At 56.2% G+C, this 17,684-nt stretch carries 14 protein-coding genes; 8 read left to right on the top strand and 6 right to left on the bottom strand.

The window, feature by feature from the left end; translation table 11 throughout:
* Nucleotides 1-46 precede the first annotated feature (46 nt).
* The 3 genes from ovoA to ravA form a co-directional block, all read right to left on the bottom strand.
* Nucleotides 47-2,185, bottom strand: a complete 2,139-nt coding sequence (gene ovoA / locus Q7C21_RS11110) for a 5-histidylcysteine sulfoxide synthase (RefSeq protein WP_375150724.1) — start codon at nt 2,183-2,185, stop codon at nt 47-49.
* 71 nt (nt 2,186-2,256) lie between these two features.
* Nucleotides 2,257-3,717, bottom strand: coding sequence for an ATPase RavA stimulator ViaA (gene viaA / locus Q7C21_RS11105; RefSeq protein ID WP_375150723.1), 1,461 nt, complete (start codon nt 3,715-3,717; stop codon nt 2,257-2,259).
* On the bottom strand, nt 3,714-5,210 hold the full coding sequence (ravA, locus tag Q7C21_RS11100) for an ATPase RavA (RefSeq protein ID WP_033743354.1): 1,497 nt from the start codon (nt 5,208-5,210) through the stop codon (nt 3,714-3,716). The genes viaA and ravA overlap by 4 nt, the downstream gene beginning before the upstream one ends.
* 291 nt (nt 5,211-5,501) lie before the next feature.
* Here ravA and kup point away from each other — a divergent pair, with 291 nt between their 5' ends.
* On the top strand, nt 5,502-7,370 hold the full coding sequence (kup, locus tag Q7C21_RS11095) for a low affinity potassium transporter Kup (protein WP_003849489.1): 1,869 nt from the start codon (nt 5,502-5,504) through the stop codon (nt 7,368-7,370).
* A gap of 15 nt (nt 7,371-7,385) precedes the next feature.
* Here kup and qseC read toward each other — a convergent pair whose 3' ends face one another.
* On the bottom strand, nt 7,386-8,741 hold the full coding sequence (qseC, locus tag Q7C21_RS11090; RefSeq protein WP_078805084.1) for a quorum sensing histidine kinase QseC: 1,356 nt from the start codon (nt 8,739-8,741) through the stop codon (nt 7,386-7,388).
* Nucleotides 8,729-9,400, bottom strand: a complete 672-nt coding sequence (gene qseB, locus Q7C21_RS11085) for a quorum sensing response regulator transcription factor QseB (protein ID WP_003849485.1) — start codon at nt 9,398-9,400, stop codon at nt 8,729-8,731. The genes qseC and qseB overlap by 13 nt, the downstream gene beginning before the upstream one ends.
* A gap of 161 nt (nt 9,401-9,561) precedes the next feature.
* Between qseB and Q7C21_RS11080 the strand changes: the two genes are divergently transcribed.
* From Q7C21_RS11080 to rbsR, 7 genes are all read left to right on the top strand, one after another.
* Complete coding sequence (locus tag Q7C21_RS11080) at nt 9,562-9,969, top strand: YgiW/YdeI family stress tolerance OB fold protein (protein WP_003849484.1); 408 nt, start codon at nt 9,562-9,564, stop codon at nt 9,967-9,969.
* 182 nt (nt 9,970-10,151) lie between these two features.
* On the top strand, nt 10,152-10,571 hold the full coding sequence (gene rbsD, locus Q7C21_RS11075) for a D-ribose pyranase (RefSeq protein WP_003849483.1): 420 nt from the start codon (nt 10,152-10,154) through the stop codon (nt 10,569-10,571).
* Between the two features lie 7 nt (nt 10,572-10,578).
* The gene (gene rbsA / locus Q7C21_RS11070) at nt 10,579-12,087 is read left to right on the top strand and encodes a ribose ABC transporter ATP-binding protein RbsA (protein WP_003849481.1); all 1,509 of its coding nucleotides are present in this window, start codon (nt 10,579-10,581) and stop codon (nt 12,085-12,087) included.
* A complete protein-coding gene (gene rbsC, locus Q7C21_RS11065) occupies nt 12,084-13,055 on the top strand; it encodes a ribose ABC transporter permease (RefSeq protein WP_003849479.1) in 972 nt (323 codons plus the stop codon). The genes rbsA and rbsC overlap by 4 nt, the downstream gene beginning before the upstream one ends.
* Nucleotides 13,056-13,080: 25 nt before the next feature.
* Nucleotides 13,081-13,956, top strand: a complete 876-nt coding sequence (gene rbsB, locus Q7C21_RS11060) for a ribose ABC transporter substrate-binding protein RbsB (RefSeq protein ID WP_003849477.1) — start codon at nt 13,081-13,083, stop codon at nt 13,954-13,956.
* 62 nt (nt 13,957-14,018) lie between these two features.
* The gene (gene rbsK / locus Q7C21_RS11055; protein ID WP_039658689.1) at nt 14,019-14,948 is read left to right on the top strand and encodes a ribokinase; all 930 of its coding nucleotides are present in this window, start codon (nt 14,019-14,021) and stop codon (nt 14,946-14,948) included.
* Nucleotides 14,949-14,961: 13 nt separating this feature from the next.
* Nucleotides 14,962-15,945, top strand: a complete 984-nt coding sequence (gene rbsR, locus Q7C21_RS11050) for a ribose operon transcriptional repressor RbsR (protein WP_003849474.1) — start codon at nt 14,962-14,964, stop codon at nt 15,943-15,945.
* Here rbsR and mdtD read toward each other — a convergent pair.
* Nucleotides 15,942-17,342: a multidrug transporter subunit MdtD gene (gene mdtD / locus Q7C21_RS11045; RefSeq protein ID WP_003849472.1), complete on the bottom strand. Its 1,401-nt coding sequence runs from the start codon at nt 17,340-17,342 to the stop codon at nt 15,942-15,944. The genes rbsR and mdtD overlap by 4 nt on opposite strands.
* Nucleotides 17,343-17,684: the final 342 nt, after the last annotated feature.

Here is a 17,684-nt window from a genome sequence, read left to right as displayed (position 1 = left end):
CGGTTCAGGCAACTCCCGGCAGCGACGGGCGCCGCTGCCGGTTCACTTAGCGTTTGCGCCAGACGGTGACCTGCGCCAGCGTATGCTGGAACTTGCGGGCCGTTTCGCGGATCACAAACGGTTTATCCTGCGGTTCATCGACCAGGTCGAAGTCGGCCGCCAGCAGACGTTGCAGTGCCTGCAGCGTCGTCAGTGCCTCACCGTTCTCACGTACACCGCCCAGCCAGTTCTCTTTCGGTGTGAAATCTTCCAGCCAGGTATAAGGGGATGAGAGCAGCAGAATACCGCCCTGACGCAGCATCGGCGTGACATCACGCAGGAAGCGCGCAGGCTGGCGCAGACGATCAATCAGGTTGGAGGCAAGTACCAGGTCGTAACGGCCAGGCTGAGGTTTGAGGTTACAGGCATCCCCCTGAACAAACTGAATCCGCTGCGCCAGTTCGCTCTCCAGTGCGAAATCTTTCAGGCGAACCTGACGATACTCCACCAGGTCGCCTTCCTGTGGCAGCAGATAACGGAAGTCTTCGCCGCTGGCCAGCTGCAGCGCCACATCAATGAAGCGCGCCGAGTAGTCCATCCCGGTGACGCGTTCAAAGTGGCGAGCCAGCTCAAAACTGGCGCGTCCGGTGGCACAGCCGATATCAAGGGCTTCGCCACGTGCCGTTGTGTAGTCCAGCGCCAGCTTCACCAGGCTTTCGGCATAATTGTCCACACCGAAATAGCGCGGGCCATACTGGAAGTCGAGGTACTGCGACACCATCGCGTCAGATTCATACGGGTTTGGCGCCATCGTCTCCTGATGGCTGGAAACTACGTAGCGGAAACCGGCATGCTGGAAGAAGTGGCGGCGGAACGCATAGCGGGCTGATTTCAGCGCTTCGTTGCCGGTTGAGATCCAGCTGCCGCCTTTGATCAGCGAATGTTTGCCATCAAAGGTCGGAGTGGAGAAATCATCGTACAGCGGGTGAACGTTGAAGCCTTCAAAGCCATTGGTCGGCGTAGTCGTCCACTGCCAGACGTTACCGACGATATCGAAGAATTCGCCCTGCGCGAAGAGGTCGACCGGCGAGGAGGAAGCCCAGTACGCCAGGTTGATGTTGCCCGGCACCCGATCCCAGTCTGGCTGATCGCCCGCGATCTGTTCGCGTAGCTGAGCCCATTCTGCTTCACAGGGGAGCTGAACACTCATGCCGGTCTGATTCGCTTTCCAGCGGCAGAAGGCCGCCGCTTCCAGCTGATTGACCTCGGCAGGCCAGTCCCATGGCATTGCGACCTCTTCACACATCAGACGCAGTTTAAGCTGATCGGGCATCGCAGGCGTGCCGACCCAGAAGGTGGGCATTTCTGCTTTGGCAAATTGACACCAGCCCCAGCCTTCGTCATCCCACCAGCGGGCATCCTGATAACCGCCAGCCTCAACGAACGCCAGAAATTCCGCGTTGCTGACCAGCATTTTGCTCGCCTGGAACGGCTGCAGCGTAACCTGCTGGCGGCCATATTCGACATCCCAGCCGTAGGTGTCGTCGGTTTTCCCCAGCGTAAGGGTGCCACCGGGCATCGGCAGCAGGGTATTGGCCGGAACAGCCTCGCGCTGGTGGCGTGCCATCGGGCATGCCGGCCACGCGGCCTGTGGTCTGACCCACTCAACGGGTAGCTGGCGGATAAGCACGCTGGAGGTTTCCAGATGAATACGCTCATGCTCAATCCCCATCAGGATCACCCATGCCGGGCTCTCCCAGCTGAGTGGCAGCGTGATCGGCATGGTCTGGATCAGATCGCTGACCAGCGCTTTAACGCGCCCGCGGTATGCACGGACTTCCTCAATGGTCGGCCAGTCATAGTGGCTGTCGTTGAGATCATCCCAGCTCATCTCATCAACACCAATCGCCATCATCGCTTCGATGCGATCGTCCAGACGCGCATCAATAAGACGTCCGGCCATCAGCTTATTAATGTAAAAGGTAGCGGTGTGGCCAAAATAGAAGATCAATGGATGGCGCAGCGGAATGGCTTTCGTAAACCAGGCCTTTGAATCGGCCAGACAGGTGAACAGACTTTCATACTGTTCCCAGGTCTGATGAAAATAGGCCAGCAACTCGGCACGTTTTTGTTCTATGTTCTGGCCGGAGAGCAATAACGTCCGCGTCGGGGCAGGCAAATCGCGGTGAGGTTGAGCAAGCGTCACAGGAAGCTCCAGATTGCTGAGTAAGTGAAACGGTAATTTACTATAGCAAAGAAGCTTTTCTGTCAGATGACTTAACGGCGCCAGTGGCGTAGCAGGCGGCTTTTCATGCCGGTATCGAAGCGCCAGATATGGTCAAAGATGCGCAGAATACCTGGTTTCCCGTGGGTCGACATCGCCACGGCATGAAAACGTTGCTGATTGTGTCGCTGACGCTTTTTAATCGCCCCGATCACCTCTTCCGGCAGACGCTGGGCAATAAAATCGGAGACGATCACCGCATCGGCTTCCTGCCACAGTGCGCCTTCCATTCGGGTGACAACAGAGGATAGACAGGCAGCCAGATCGGTGCCGCCGCGAAAACGTTGACTGAGAAAACGAATCGCCTGTTCCAGCCCGTCATCACCGGTCAGCTCATAGCCAATCACCTCATGGGCAAAGAGCATGAGGTAGCAGCGACGACGGTCGGCCAGCGCGACCTTCAGTAGCGCCAGACAAAACGCTTTGGCACAGCGCTCATTGAAGCCACCCATCGAACCGGAGGTATCAACGCAGACGATAAATGGCCCGCGTGGCTGCTCTTCATGTTGCTGGTGGCTGGCCGGACGCATCGTCACCTTTTCATGCCAGGCATCGCCCTGCAGCTTGTAGGTCAGTAGCCGTTTCTCGACCAGCCGCCGGTAAAATTCCAGCTCCAGTTCGCTGATGCTCAGCGCGGCTAACTCCGGCGGCAGCAGACGCAGCACGTCATCGCTCTGATGAATGCCGCTGACCTCTTCCGGCACGGACGCAGGCTCCTGCACCAGATGGTGAAAAGCTTCCATTGGCGCATCCTGCGACGGCACCGATTTTGCCTCGCGGCTGCGACCCAGCTGCTGGGCCAGTTTCAGCAGCTCCGGCTGCTGAGCCAGAAAGTCACCATATTGCAGCATCAACTGATAGTCGCCAGGCTGCAGTGACGCTTTACTCATGTCCCACAACCGACCCGCGGCAGCTTCATCATCGTCGCCCAGAATCGGTGCCAGCTGGCCGCTCAGTGCCATGCGCTGCTGCAGTTCCGCCAGCAGACGTTCGCGCTGCTGTTCCAGCAACTGCTGATTCAGCGTCAGCGTCTGTAAGGTCAGGCTCAGCCGCCAGCGCTGCAGAAAAAGTTGGTGCTGCGCGCTGCTGAGATGAGCGATATCGGTATGTTGCAGCAGCCGGTTAGCTTCATCCAGAAAGGGGGACGGCAGGCTTTCAAGTGCCTGAAGTGTGGCATTCAGCTGGTGGCTGAAGTCACGATCGCTGAGAAGTTGTACCCGCTGGAACAGCTGAAACTCTTCGGCCAGCGTGGCCGGAACCGGTGTGGCTTTGAGATCGGCTGTGATTTCGGCTCGCCAGCGCGGTATATCGCGCAGCAGCGCTTTCTTCAGCCCGGGAAACTTTTCAAAAAACAGCGCAAGCTGGGGCGACGCCAGCAGAGCAATGATCAGCTCTTCAATCAGTTCGGTTTCCCCCACTGAGAGCAGTGTGCTGAGCGTCTCCACTGAGATCATTTACGCGCCTGTTTCAGCTGTTCCGCCACATCCTGCAGACTGGTTTCAACCCGCGCCAGCCAGTCATCACTGATAAACAGGCAGCGCTGATGCTGACTGAACTGATGTCGCTGCGACCGCAGTTCACTCTCCAGTGCATCCAGCGCGTCGGTGATTTCACCGGGCAGCGGCTCGCTGCTGCTGACGCCTGGCAGTGTCAGGCGCGACGATTGCAGGCTGACATCACGGATAGCCAGACAATGCTGTGCATCCACGTGTAAATCCAGGCTCTGCGCAAAGCCAATCCCATTGAGCCTGCCGCGAACCTCGCCGCCTTTTTGCAGCCACTGATTCAGGGCATCACGCGCGATCACCAGATGACTTACCTGCATATCATGCAGCATCAGCGGTTTTTGCAGCATCAGCGTCAGTTGCTCATCGGTAAAGCTTTCTGGCAGATCGTAATGGGGTTTGCGGCTGAACATGCCGCTGTGTTTTTCCAGGGTGATTGCCTGCGCGATGCTCTGCTGTTGCTGGAGGGCCATGCGGCGAGCTTTGATCTGCTGCAGTTTCATCAGCATCGGTTGCTGCTGCCAGGCGTGCTGCGTCATTAACAGGTCGATTTCGCGCTCCAGCAGTTGCATGGACGCAACGTCATGCCAGAGACAATCTTTCAGCAGGATCAGGTCTATCGGTGCAATGGTGTTGCGACCGCTATAGAAGGCGCTGGCCTGCAACAGATGAATCGCTTTTTTCCAGCGACGATCGGAAATGTAAGGCGCGGCGGGCTGGCTCTCCAGCTGCTGACGCAGCTGATAAATCAGCTCAAACACCGCATCGGGCAGACTGACCTGGCTGATGCCGAGCTGCCACTGTGCATACTCTTCATCACTGATGCGCAGGGACTCCGCGACCGGATTGGTGTGCTCATCCTGCTGGTGCGTCAGCATGCTGCGGAAGTTCTGTTTCTCATGCACATTATCCAGCCACAGGCGGATCAGCATCCGATCATAGAGCGCTTCAAGACCGCTATCCGCTTCCGGCAGTTCATTGGAGGCGGTGACCAGCAGCCGCATCGGGATGGTCTCTTCGCTGTCGCCATTGCGGAAGCGGCGCTCATTAATAGCTGTCAGCAGCGTATTGAGAATCGCCGGCCCCGCTTTCCAGATCTCATCCAGAAAAACAATCTCGGCGTCGGGCAGATACCCTTTGGTCAGACGCTGATAGCGCCCTTCATCTTTCAGCGCCTGAATGGAGAGCGGACCAAACACCTCTTCCGGTGTGGAGAAACGGGTCATCAGATATTCAAAAGCGCGGGCGTGCTGAAAGGCATATTTGAGGCGACGGGCAATCAGGCTCTTGGCGATGCCTGGCGGTCCCAGCAGGAACACACTTTCACCACTCAGCGCCGCGAGCAGGCAAAGGCGTATGGCATGATGCCGCTCATACAATCCTTTTTCTAACGCATTGCTGAGGCGAGAAATTCTTTCTGCCAAAAGATGGGGTTGAGCCATAATCACTTCACTGTCCTTACGATCGTCGGGCCGCCGCGCTTAAGCAAGCGCTTTACTCTATAGATCATCATGCGTGAAAGCGTTGATAGCTGTCAGCTTTTTTGTTTCAGAAGGTTTGCCTGGATTAAAAGCAACGCTAATTAACGCTTTATCGCCAGAAGTGACCCCGTTACCCTGCCAGCGAGGCGAAGCGGGTATAGGAATTTTCGCTAAACCGTGCATACTGTGCGCTTTTTGATGGCCTGAGCGAGGGGTTTTCGCGCCTCTTAGACTCCAACAAAAGATAACTCTATGAGCTCGGATAATAAGCAGTCACTTCGCGGATTAACGCTGGCCGCCATTGGTGTTGTTTACGGGGATATCGGCACCAGTCCGCTGTATACCTTGCGTGAATGTCTCTCCGGACAGTTTGGCTTCGGCGTTGAGCGGGAAGCGGTGTTTGGCTTTCTGTCGCTGATTTTCTGGCTGCTGGTGCTGGTGGTCTCACTGAAATACATCAGCTATGTGATGCGTGCCGACAACGCCGGTGAAGGCGGGATACTGACACTGATGTCGCTGGCTGGACGCCATACCGGTGCGCGGGCCACGGCAGTACTGGTGATCATGGGCCTGATTGGGGGCAGCTTCTTCTATGGGGAAGTGGTGATCACGCCAGCCATTTCGGTGATGTCCGCTATTGAAGGCCTGGAGATTGCCGCGCCGTCGCTGGATCCTTTTATCGTGCCGATGTCGATTGCGGTGCTGACGCTGCTGTTTGCGATTCAGAAACATGGCACCGGCATGGTGGGCAAACTCTTCGCGCCGGTGATGCTGGTCTGGTTCCTTGTGCTGGCGATCCTTGGGGTCAGCGGCATCATGAAAAATCCGGAAGTGCTGCATGCGCTGAATCCCGCTTATGCGGTCGAATTCTTCGTGCACTATAAATCTGTCTCATTCTTCGCGCTTGGCGCGGTGGTGCTGGCGATTACCGGGGTTGAAGCGCTCTATGCCGATATGGGGCACTTCGGTAAAGTGCCGATTCGACTGGCCTGGTTCTCGGTGGTACTGCCGTCGCTGGCACTGAACTATTTTGGTCAGGGTGCGCTGTTACTCAGCGACCCTAAAGCGATTAAAAACCCCTTCTTCCTGCTGGCGCCGGAATGGGCGCTGATCCCAATGCTGATTCTGGCGACCCTGGCCACCGTTATCGCCTCGCAGGCGGTGATCTCTGGTGTCTTCTCGCTGACGCGTCAGGCGGTGCGACTGGGCTATCTACCAGGTATGCGCATCATCCACACCTCTGAGCGTGAATCGGGTCAGATTTATATTCCGGTAATCAACTGGGTGCTCTATTTCGCGGTGCTGATTGTGATTATCAGCTTTGAGCATTCAAGTAATCTGGCTGCCGCCTACGGTATTGCGGTGACTGGCACCATGGTGCTGACGGCGATGCTCTCCTGCACCGTGGCGGTTAAAAACTGGCACTGGAACAAGCTGGCGGTTGCCGTCATCCTGGTATTAATGCTCTGCATTGACGTGCCGCTGTTTACCGCCAACCTGGTGAAAATCTTCTCCGGTGGCTGGTTGCCGCTCTGTCTCGGCCTGGTGATGTTTATCATTATGACGACGTGGAAAAGCGAGCGTTTCCGCCTGCTGCGCCGTATGCACGAACATGGCAACTCCCTGGAGGCAATGATCGCGTCACTGGAGAAATCGCCGCCGGTTCGCGTACCGGGCACGGCGGTCTATATGTCACGTGCACTGAATGTGATTCCATTTGCCATGCTGCATAACCTCAAGCATAACAAAGTGTTGCATGAGCGGGTGGTGCTGCTGACGTTGCGAACTGAAGATGCGCCTTACGTGCACAACGTGCGTCGCGTCACTATTGAGCAGCTGTCGCCGACTTTCTGGCGCGTGGTGGCGAGCTACGGCTGGCGCGAAACGCCAAACGTCGAGGAGATTTTCCACCGCTGCGGTCTGGAAGGTCTTAACTGCCGCATGATGGAGACGTCGTTCTTCATGTCACATGAATCGCTGATTATCGGCAAACGTCCGTGGTATCTGCGCCTGCGCGGCAAACTCTTCCTGGCGCTGCAGCGCAATGCGCTCCGTGCGCCAGACCAGTTTGAGATCCCCCCAAACCGGGTGATCGAGCTGGGCACTCAGGTCGAGATTTGATCTGCAGCGTCCGCCTTACGGGGCGGGCGCTGACCAGCGCAGCGTGACGCATAATCCGCCGCCGGATCGCTGGCTGAAGGTGACCTGCATTCCGTGCAACTGGGCAATGTTGCGGACTATCGACAATCCCAGCCCGCTACCACTCTTCTCCTGGCCCGGCGGTCGCCAGAAACGTTCTCCGAGCCGTTGCAGATCCGCTGCACTCAGACCCTCGCCATTATCCTCCACCGACAGGCTGTTTGCCTGCAACCGCACATCAACCTCACTGCCCGCAGGCGTGTAGCGAATGGCGTTATCCAGCAGATTCCGCACCAGCAGTGACAGTAACAGCGGATGCCCCTGAATCAGCGGATCGGCCTCTGCGAGAAGGCGCAGCGTCACACCGTTTTTGTCCGCCAGAGGCAGCTGTGCGGCGAGCGTCTCCTGCACCGTGCGTTTCAGCGACACAGGTTCGAAGGCGCTGCGCACATCATCGGCTTCAACCCGCGAGAGCGTCAGCAGCTGATCCACCAGCCGCGTTGCGCGGACAATCCCGGCATCCAGCTGCTGCAGCGCATGGGTTCGCATGACTTCGTCATCTGCAGTCAGCTGGATCACTTCGCTTTGCACCTGCAGCGCGGCCAGCGGACTGCGCAGTTCATGCGCGGCATCGGAGGTAAAGCGGCGTTCACGCTGCATCATGGCGCTAATGCGGCTGAACAGACCATTGAGCGCGACCATCAGCGGTTGCACCTCTTTTGGCACGCGGTCTGCCTGTAGCGGCGTATCATCATCGGCCGAACGCTGCGCCAGTTGTTTTGCCAGCGTCTTCAGCGGCCGCAGTTCAGACCAGACCAGACCGATAAGCAGAAGCAACATTAAAGGCAGCGCGATTAGCCAGGGCAACATGCTGGCCTTCATCAGATCCCGCGTCATGTCATCGCGGTATTCCGACTCCTGGCCCACCACCACCCGGAACTGCTTATCAGGCGTGGTCAGCCAGACAAATCGCCAGCTATCGTCGTCATTGGTGAGCTGCCCTTCATGAAATCCCTGATGCTCCGCCTCAAACGGCAGATAACGGCCGTTGTCGCCATCATTCATCACCTGCCTGCCGTCACGCGTGAAGACAGCAAAGGCCAGTGCATCATCATCCTGTTCGCCACGATGGTGGCGCAGCATCTCTTTGGTTCTGGGCAGTGTGGTATTGTCCAGCGAGGAGAAATCCAGCGTCAGCAGACGCTTAGCCAGCAGCATCTGCTGGGTATCAAAGAGCTCATCCAGGGTTTCACGCGTCTGATGCCAGGCACTCAGGCTGGCACTGGCCCAGCAGAGGCCGAGCAGCAGCACAAAACCGATGCCCAGCCGCAGAAACAGACTCATTGATCGCATTCGGCGGCCCCCAGCGTATAACCGACGCCATGCAGCGTGCGGATAAATGTGCTGCCCAGCTTTTTACGCAGATGATGGATATGCACTTCCACCGCATTGCTGGAGACGTCGGCGTCCCAGCTGTAGAGCTTCTCTTCCAGCTGGCTACGCGTCAGCACCCGGCCTGGATTGCGCATAAAGAGTTCCAGCAGCGCCAGTTCACGACTTTTCAACGCAATCGTCTCACCCTCGCGCATCACACTGTGGCTGCCGGGGATCAGCACCACGTTACCGTGACGGAGTTCGGGCTGCAGCTGGCCGTGACGGCGGCGGATCAGCGCCTGTAAGCGAGCGGCCACTTCGGTTAAGGCAAAAGGCTTGCATAGATAGTCATCAGCGCCCAGCTGCAGGCCTTTGACCCGCTGATCGAGCGCATCGCGGGCGGTCAGTATCAGTACCGGCACATCGTTGCCCTGCTGTCGCCACTCCCGCAGGATATCGAGTCCATCCCGCTCGGGCAGTGAAAGATCCAGAATCACCGCATCCCAGGGTGCGGCCTCCAGCGCGTTAAAGCCGGACTCACCAGACATAAACCAGTCAACGCTAAAGCCCAGCTTACTTAGCCCCGCTTTGATACCGTCGCCAATTAAGCGATCGTCTTCAATCAGTAAAATACGCATCACGTCTCCCTGTTCCGATAGCGCTTTATACGAAGCAACTTCCCTGGTGTACAGCTGATTTCGGCGAAAATCGCTTATTTTTAACGCTTAAGAAGCTGTTAAGAACTCTGTGGTCAACTGGGCGTATTCAAACCGAAAACACCACTGAAAAGAGGTACACCATGAAAAAGCATGCTGCAATTCTGGCCGTCGTTATGCTGGCTTCCGCCCCGGTTTTCGCTGCGCAGCAGGGCGGATTTGTTGATCCCAGCGCGCCAGCCACACAGACACAGTCAGCAGCCGGACAGGGTGGCTTTAGTGCAGACCACACCAGTGTGGTGACCGTGAAGCAGGCTGAAGAGATGAAAGATGACAGCTGGATCACCGTGCGCGGCAAGCTGGAGAAACAGACCGGCAAAGAAGATTATCTGTTCCGCGACCAGACCGGCACAATGAAAGTCGAAATCGACCACAAGCACTGGAACGGCCAGACAATCACGCCCAAAGATAACGTAGAGCTCACGGGTGAACTGGATAAAGATTTCAACAGCATTGAGATGGACGTTAAGCAGGTTAAAAAGCTGCCTTAATCTTTTGCTTCAGGGTCGCATTTGCGGCCCTTTTTTCTGCCCGTTCCCCGCCTTAATGCAAATTTCCCCTCGCGTGAGCGAAACGTTTCGATGGCGATCACAGATTTCTTCTTTGCCCGTTGAGTTGATGGCGGCTTTTCATACACTCCCATCAGCGAAACGTTTCGCTGTGGAGTGAAAAGATGAAAAAAGGTCGCTTGTTAAACGCTGAACTCTCTCATGTGATTGCCCGCCTGGGACACACGGATACGCTGACGATTGCCGATGCAGGCTTGCCGATTCCGGCAGGACCGCAGCGTATCGACTTAGCGCTCACGCCGGGTACGCCCGATTTTATGCAGGTGGTGAATGCTGTCGCACTGGAGATGCAGGTAGAGAGCGCCCTGATCGCGGAAGAGATTAAGCAGCATAATCCGCAACTTCATAGTGCGCTTGTCGCTGTGCTCGAAGCCTTGCAACAGCACCAGGGGAATATCATCACCATCAGCTACACCAGTCATGAACAATTCAAACAACAAACGCAGCGTAGTCAGGCGGTCATTCGCAGCGGAGAGTGTTCTCCGTTTGCGAATGTCATCCTCAGCGCCGGTGTGACCTTCTGAGGCCGCTATGCAACCTTTACTGCAACTCGACGGCATTGAAAAATCCTTTCCGGGTGTGAAAGCCCTCAAGGGTGCATCGCTGAATGTTCGGGCAGGACGCGTGATGGCGCTGGTGGGCGAGAATGGCGCAGGCAAGTCCACCATGATGAAAGTGCTGACCGGGATCTATCAATATGATGCCGGTACGCTGCGCTGGCTCGGCAAAGAGACCCGTTTCAGTGGACCGAAAGCGTCTCAGGAAGCGGGCATTGGCATCATCCATCAGGAACTGAACCTGATCCCTCAGTTAACCGTGGCGGAGAATATCTTTCTCGGTCGCGAATATGTAGGTCGTTTTGGCCGTATTCAGTGGCCGCGTATGTATGCCGAAGCGGATGCGCTGCTTAAACGTCTTAATCTGCGCTTCAACAGCCACAAGCTGGTCGGGGATCTGTCGATTGGCGATCAGCAAATGGTCGAAATCGCCAAAGTCCTGAGCTTCGAATCACAGGTCATCATTATGGATGAACCGACCGATGCGCTGACCGATACCGAGACGCTGTCTCTATTCCGCGTGATCAACGAACTGAAAGCGCAGGGCTGCGGCATCGTCTATATCTCGCATCGCATGAAAGAGATCTTTGAGATCTGCGATGACGTCACGGTGTTCCGCGACGGCCAGTTTATTGCTGAACGTCCGGTCAGCGAGCTGACCGAAGAGAGCCTCATCGAGATGATGGTCGGACGTAAGCTGGAAGATCAATATCCTCATATCGATCAGGCGCCAGGCGATGTGCGACTGAAAGTGGAGAACGTGAGCGGACCAGGTGTAGAGAACGTCAGCTTCAGCCTGCGCAAAGGTGAAATCCTCGGCGTTTCTGGCCTGATGGGTGCGGGGCGTACCGAACTGATGAAGGTGCTGTACGGCGCATTGCCGCGTCGCGAAGGCAATCTGTGGCTCAATGGCCGGGAAGTCGTGACGCGTTCTCCGCAGGATGGACTGGCGAATGGCATCGTCTATATCTCCGAAGATCGTAAGCGTGATGGCCTGGTGTTGGGCATGTCAGTAAAAGAGAACATGTCTCTGACGGCCTTGCGCTATTTCAGTCACGGCAGCGGCACGCTGAAACATGCAGCAGAGCAGCTGGCGGTGGGCGATTTTATCCGTCTGTTCAATGTTAAAACGCCGTCTATGGAGCAGCCGATTGGCCTGCTTTCGGGCGGCAACCAGCAGAAAGTGGCGATTGCCCGCGGTCTGATGACCCGGCCCAACGTGCTGATTCTGGATGAACCGACACGCGGTGTGGATGTCGGTGCGAAGAAAGAGATCTACCAACTGATTAACCAGTTTAAAGCCGAAGGGCTGAGCATCATCCTGGTCTCCTCGGAAATGCCGGAAGTGCTGGGCATGAGCGATCGGATTCTGGTGATGCATGAAGGCCGTATCAGCGGCGAATTTACCCGAGAAGAGGCCACTCAGGAAAGCCTGATGGCAGCCGCCGTAGGCAAGCAACACAGCGAGGATTTAGTGGTATGACGACCCAAACTTTACCGGCCAGCCGTCGCTGGTTTAGCAAAAGCTGGCTGCTGGAACAGAAGTCACTGATTGCGCTGATGGTGCTGATCGCCGTGGTGGCCAGCCAGAGTCCGAACTTCTTTACCGTGGCGAACCTGTTCAACATTCTGCAGCAGACCTCGGTTAACGCCATTATGGCCGTCGGGATGACGCTGGTGATCCTGACCTCAGGCATTGACCTCTCTGTGGGTTCTTTGCTGGCCCTGACGGGCGCAGTGGGTGCATCGCTGGTGGGCATGGAAGTCAATGCGCTGGTCGCGGTGGCGGCTTCGCTGGCACTGGGCGCGGCAATCGGTGGCCTGACCGGCACCATTGTGGCACGCGGCAAGGTACAGGCCTTTATCGCCACGCTGGTCATGATGTTATTGCTGCGCGGTGTGACCATGGTCTACACCGACGGCAGCCCGATTAACACCGGCTTCAGTGCCAATGCCGATCTGCTGGGCTGGTTTGGTATTGGTCGCCCACTGGGTATTCCTGCGCCGGTCTGGCTGATGGCGCTGGTCTTTATTGCCGCATGGTACATGCTGCAACACACCCGCCTGGGCCGCTATATCTATGCACTGGGTGGTAATGAAGCGGCAACGCGTCTCTCTGGCATCAATGTGAATCGCGTCAAAATTATCGTCTATTCACTGAGTGGCATGCTGGCTGCGCTGGCGGGCACCATTGAAGTGGCGCGTCTCTCTTCGGCACAGCCGACAGCGGGCACCGGCTATGAACTGGATGCAATTGCTGCGGTCGTGCTGGGTGGAACCAGCCTGGCCGGCGGTAAAGGCCGTATTTTCGGCACCCTGATTGGCGCGCTGATCCTTGGCTTCCTGAACAATGGCCTGAACCTGATGGGCGTCTCTTCCTACTACCAGATGATCGTTAAAGCGGTAGTCATCCTGCTGGCGGTGCTGGTGGATAATAAAAGCAGTAAATAACTCTGACCTTACACAGGATAACAAGATGAAAAAGTTAACCGCACTGGCCATGATTCTCGGCGCCACGCTCAGTACCAGCGCCATGGCAAAAGATACCATCGCGCTGGTGGTCTCAACCCTGAACAACCCGTTCTTTGTTTCGCTGAAAGAGGGTGCACAGAAAGAAGCCGATAAACTGGGCTACAACCTGGTGGTGCTGGATTCACAGAATAACCCGGCGAAAGAGCTGGCGAATGTGCAGGATCTGACCGTTCGCGGCACGAAGCTGCTGCTGATCAACCCGACCGACTCTGATGCCGTGGGTAACGCCGTGAAGATGGCTAACCAGGCGAAGATTCCGGTTATCACCCTGGATCGTGTTGCAGCTCAGGGCACCGTTGTCAGCCATGTCGCTTCTGACAACCGCTTCGGCGGCAAAATGGCCGGTGACTTCATCGCCAAAAAAGTGGGCGAAAACGCCAAAATTATCGAACTGCAGGGCATTGCCGGCACATCTGCTGCCCGTGAACGTGGCGAAGGCTTCAAACAGGCCGCTGATGCGCATAAATTCCAGATCCTCGCCAGCCAGCCTGCTGACTTTGACCGTACTAAAGGTCTGAACGTGATGCAGAACCTGCTGCAGGCACACCCGGATGTTCAGGCGGTATTCGCGCAGAACGACGAAATGGCACTGGGTGCACTGCGTGCACTGCAGACCGCCGGAAAAACTGGTGTGATCGTGGTGGGTTTTGACGGCACGGCTGATGGCGTTAAAGCCGTAGAAGCTGGCAAACTGTCTGCGACTGTGGCACAGATGCCAGAAAAAATTGGCATGATCGGCGTGGATACCGCTGATAAAGTGCTGAAGGGTGAAAAAGTGCAGGCGGTCAATCCGGTCGACCTGAAGCTGGTCACTCAATAACTCAAAGAAATGCAGGGCACCGCGCCACCCTCCCGGTGGCGCACTTATTCCGGACTCCCCTAATGAGCAAAAACGCAAAACTGGCCGTTCTTGGCAGCATCAACGCTGACCACATCCTTAATCTGGCGCATTTTCCTCGTCCCGGTGAAACGGTGATCGGGCAGAATTATCAGATTGCGTTTGGCGGTAAAGGTGCAAATCAGGCGGTAGCCGCTGGTCGTGCCGGTGCCGATATCGCATTTATCGCCTGTGTGGGCGCTGACGACATGGGTAAACGTATTCGTGATCAGCTTACGCAGGACAATATTGATACCACGCCAGTCGAGGTGGTCGAGGGCGAGTCGACCGGTGTGGCAATGATTTTCGTCAACGGTGACGGTGAGAACAACATTGGCATTTACTCTGGTGCAAATGCGGCGTTAACACCCGATTGTGTGGCGCGTCATCAGCAGGTTATCGCCGATGCTGATGCACTATTAATGCAGCTGGAATCACCACTGGAAAGCGTACTGGCCGCTGCGACGCTTGCCCGGCAGCATCATACGCAGGTTATCCTCAATCCGGCTCCCGCTACCTCTCTTTCAGATGAACTGCTGGCATTAGTCGATATTATTACGCCGAATGAGACCGAAGCCGAGAGCCTGACCGGCATTGCAGTCAACAGCGATGAAGATGCGGCACGCGCTGCGGAAGTGCTGCATGCCAAAGGCATCGGCACGGTACTGATTACGCTTGGTCGCCGCGGCGTCTGGCTGAGCGAGCGGGGAGAAGGTCAGCGTATTGCAGGCTTCAGTGTTAAAGCTATCGACACCATCGCGGCGGGTGACACCTTTAACGGTGCCTTTATTACCGCGCGACTGGAGCAGAAGCCAATGTACGACGCGGTGCGATTTGCCCATGCCGCCGCCGCTATTGCCGTTACTCGACCGGGTGCACAGCCCTCCGTGCCGTGGCGCACGGAGATCGATGATTTTTTGCAGCAGCAGGGCTAAGCATTTGAGCACCATGAAAGATGTTGCTCGCCTGGCGGGCGTCTCTACCTCAACTGTCTCGCACGTGATCAATAACAATCGCTTTGTCAGTGATGGCGTGCGCGAAAAAGTTGAGCAGGCGATACGTCATCTCAACTATGCCCCTTCTGCGCTGGCACGCAGTCTGAAAATTAATCAGACCCACACCATCGGTATGCTGCTGACCACCAGTAGTAACCCCTTTTATGCCGAAGTGGTGCGCGGTGTGGAGGAGAGCTGCTATCAGCGTGGCTATAGCCTGATTCTCTGTAACACGGCGGGTGACGAGGAGCGAATGAATCGCAGCCTGGAAACGTTGATGCAGAAGCGTGTCGATGGTTTGCTGATGATGTGCACTGAAAGTCACCTGCCTTCGGCAGATATTCTGAACCGTTATCCTTCTATACCTACGGTGATGATGGACTGGGCACCCTTTGAAGGCCGCGGTGACATTATTCAGGATAACGCGCTGCTGGGCGGCGAACTGGCTACTCAGCATCTCATCGACTGCGGTTATACCCGTATAGCCTGTATCGCCGGTCCACAGGATAAAACCCCTGCGCGTATGCGCCTGGAAGGTTATCGCAACGCCATGACAAAGAGTGGCCTGGAGATTCTGCCCGGCTATGTGGTGAATGGTGATTTTGAATTTCAGGGGGGCTACAACGGGATGGTCGAACTGCTGGCGCTGGAAACGCCGCCAGAAGCCGTCTTTACCAGCAACGATGCAATGGCGGTTGGCGTTTATCACGCGCTCTATCAGGCCGGGATGCGGATTCCGCAGCAGATGGCGGTGATGGGATATGACGATATTGAACTGGCGCGTTATCTCACTCCACCACTGAGTACCATCCATCAGCCGAAAGATGCGCTGGGTGAACTGGCGATAGACACCTTAATTCATCGTCTCAGCGATCCCGACGCCAGTCAGCAAACGCTGGTGCTGACGCCGGAACTGGTGGTGCGGGGGTCGGTTTAGCGCTTTTTCTTCTTGTCACGATTGCTGATCAGATTACGTCCATCCCCGTTTTTCAGCAGCATAAAGGTCAGCGCCGAAAGTACGGTAACGATACCCATAGTCAGAAACGTGGCATGGAACTGTGAAATGGTGCTGGTTTCAAACTCCTGATAAAAGCGCAGCACCGCAGCGCTGACGGCCACACCAAAACTGATCGCTAATTGCTGCGTTACTGCCAGCACGCTATTTCCGCCGCTGGCGTTATCATCATTCAGGTCGGCCAGCGTAATGGTGTTCATGGCGGTGAATTGCGTAGACATCGCCATGCCGAGAATAAACAGTGGAAGCAATAGTACGAAGATACTTTCAGCGGGTGACTGCAGGGAGAAGCTGGCGATCAGGATGCCAATAATGGCGGTAATGCCGACCAGCAGACGGCGGTAGCCCAGCCAGCGCAGGAGTTGTGTCACCGTCGACTTCGCCAGAATCGAACCCAGGGCGGTTGGCGCCATCATGCAGCCTGCAATGATCGCGGAAAAGCCAAATCCAACCTGTAACATAAGCGGCATCAGAAAGGGCACACAGCCGGTGCCGAGACGAGAGGCAATGTTGCCGACGATGCCGACTGAGAAGGTCCGGGTTTTAAACATCGGCAGGTTGATCAGCGGTGAAGGGTGATTTCGGGCATGCACTATATAGAGGAGTAAAAGCACGATCCCGCTGAGTAATATCCCGCCGGCCAGCCAGGCAGAAACAATCCGCTCACCGAACAGCTCAATCCCAATCGAGATCATCACGAGTCCAGCCCCGAATAATATGAAGCCGAAAAAGTCGAAGCGGCGCTTAGGTGTGGTGAAGTCCGGCATATATTTGCGTGCGTAGATAATGCCGAGAATGCCAATCGGGATATTAATCAGGAAGATCCAGTGCCAGGTTGCGTAAGTGACGAGTACGCCACCCAGCATCGGGCCCAGTATCGGCCCGACTAAACCTGGCATGGTCACAAAGTTGAGTACCGGCAGCAGTTCACTGCGTGGATAGGCACGTAACAGTGCCAGTCGCGCGACCGGCATCATCATTGCGCCACCGACGCCCTGTACGATGCGCGACATGACCAGCACCGAAAGCGTCGGTGAGAGTGCACAAGCCAGTGAGCCAAGGGTGAACAGCGATACCGCCACAATAAACACTTTGCGCGTGCCGAAGCGATCGGCGAGCCAGCCGCTGACCGGAATCAGCATAGCGACAGTCAGGGTGTAACTGATGACGGCGGATTGCATGGCAAGGGGAGAACGGTCGAGGCTGGTGGCGATAGCGGGCAGGGCAGTGTTCAGTATGGTGGCGTCGAGTGACTGCATGAAAAAGGCCATAGCAGCTATCCATGGCAAACCAGCCATGCTGCGCGCGGATTTTATCATTGAGTGTCCTTCCTGGGGTTATCCTGCGAGAAGAAGCAAAATAATAGCACCCGCAATCGGCAACGGCAGGTCTCTTTACAACGTTTCGTTGCCACTTTTGTGCGTTATTCGGCCATGAAACGTCTCTTTTTAAGCCGTTCGTTTAAAAAAGAGGCGCTCAGTAAATTAATTCGAAGAAACACTTGTCAGCCTGAGGAAACTCCCTATAATGCGCCTCCATCGACACGGAACACCGGCAACGGGAAGCGGGTTGAGAGGCACAGGGGACTGCGCCGCCGGAGAAAAACTTCTGAAATAGAGGTTGACTCTGCAGGAGGAAAGCGTAATATACGCCACCTCGCG

This window comes from Pantoea sp. ANP04 (assembly GCF_041982285.1).
GTDB classification, from domain to species: domain Bacteria; phylum Pseudomonadota; class Gammaproteobacteria; order Enterobacterales; family Enterobacteriaceae; genus Pantoea; species Pantoea eucalypti.
This window is presented reverse-complemented; position numbering and strand designations above follow the sequence as displayed.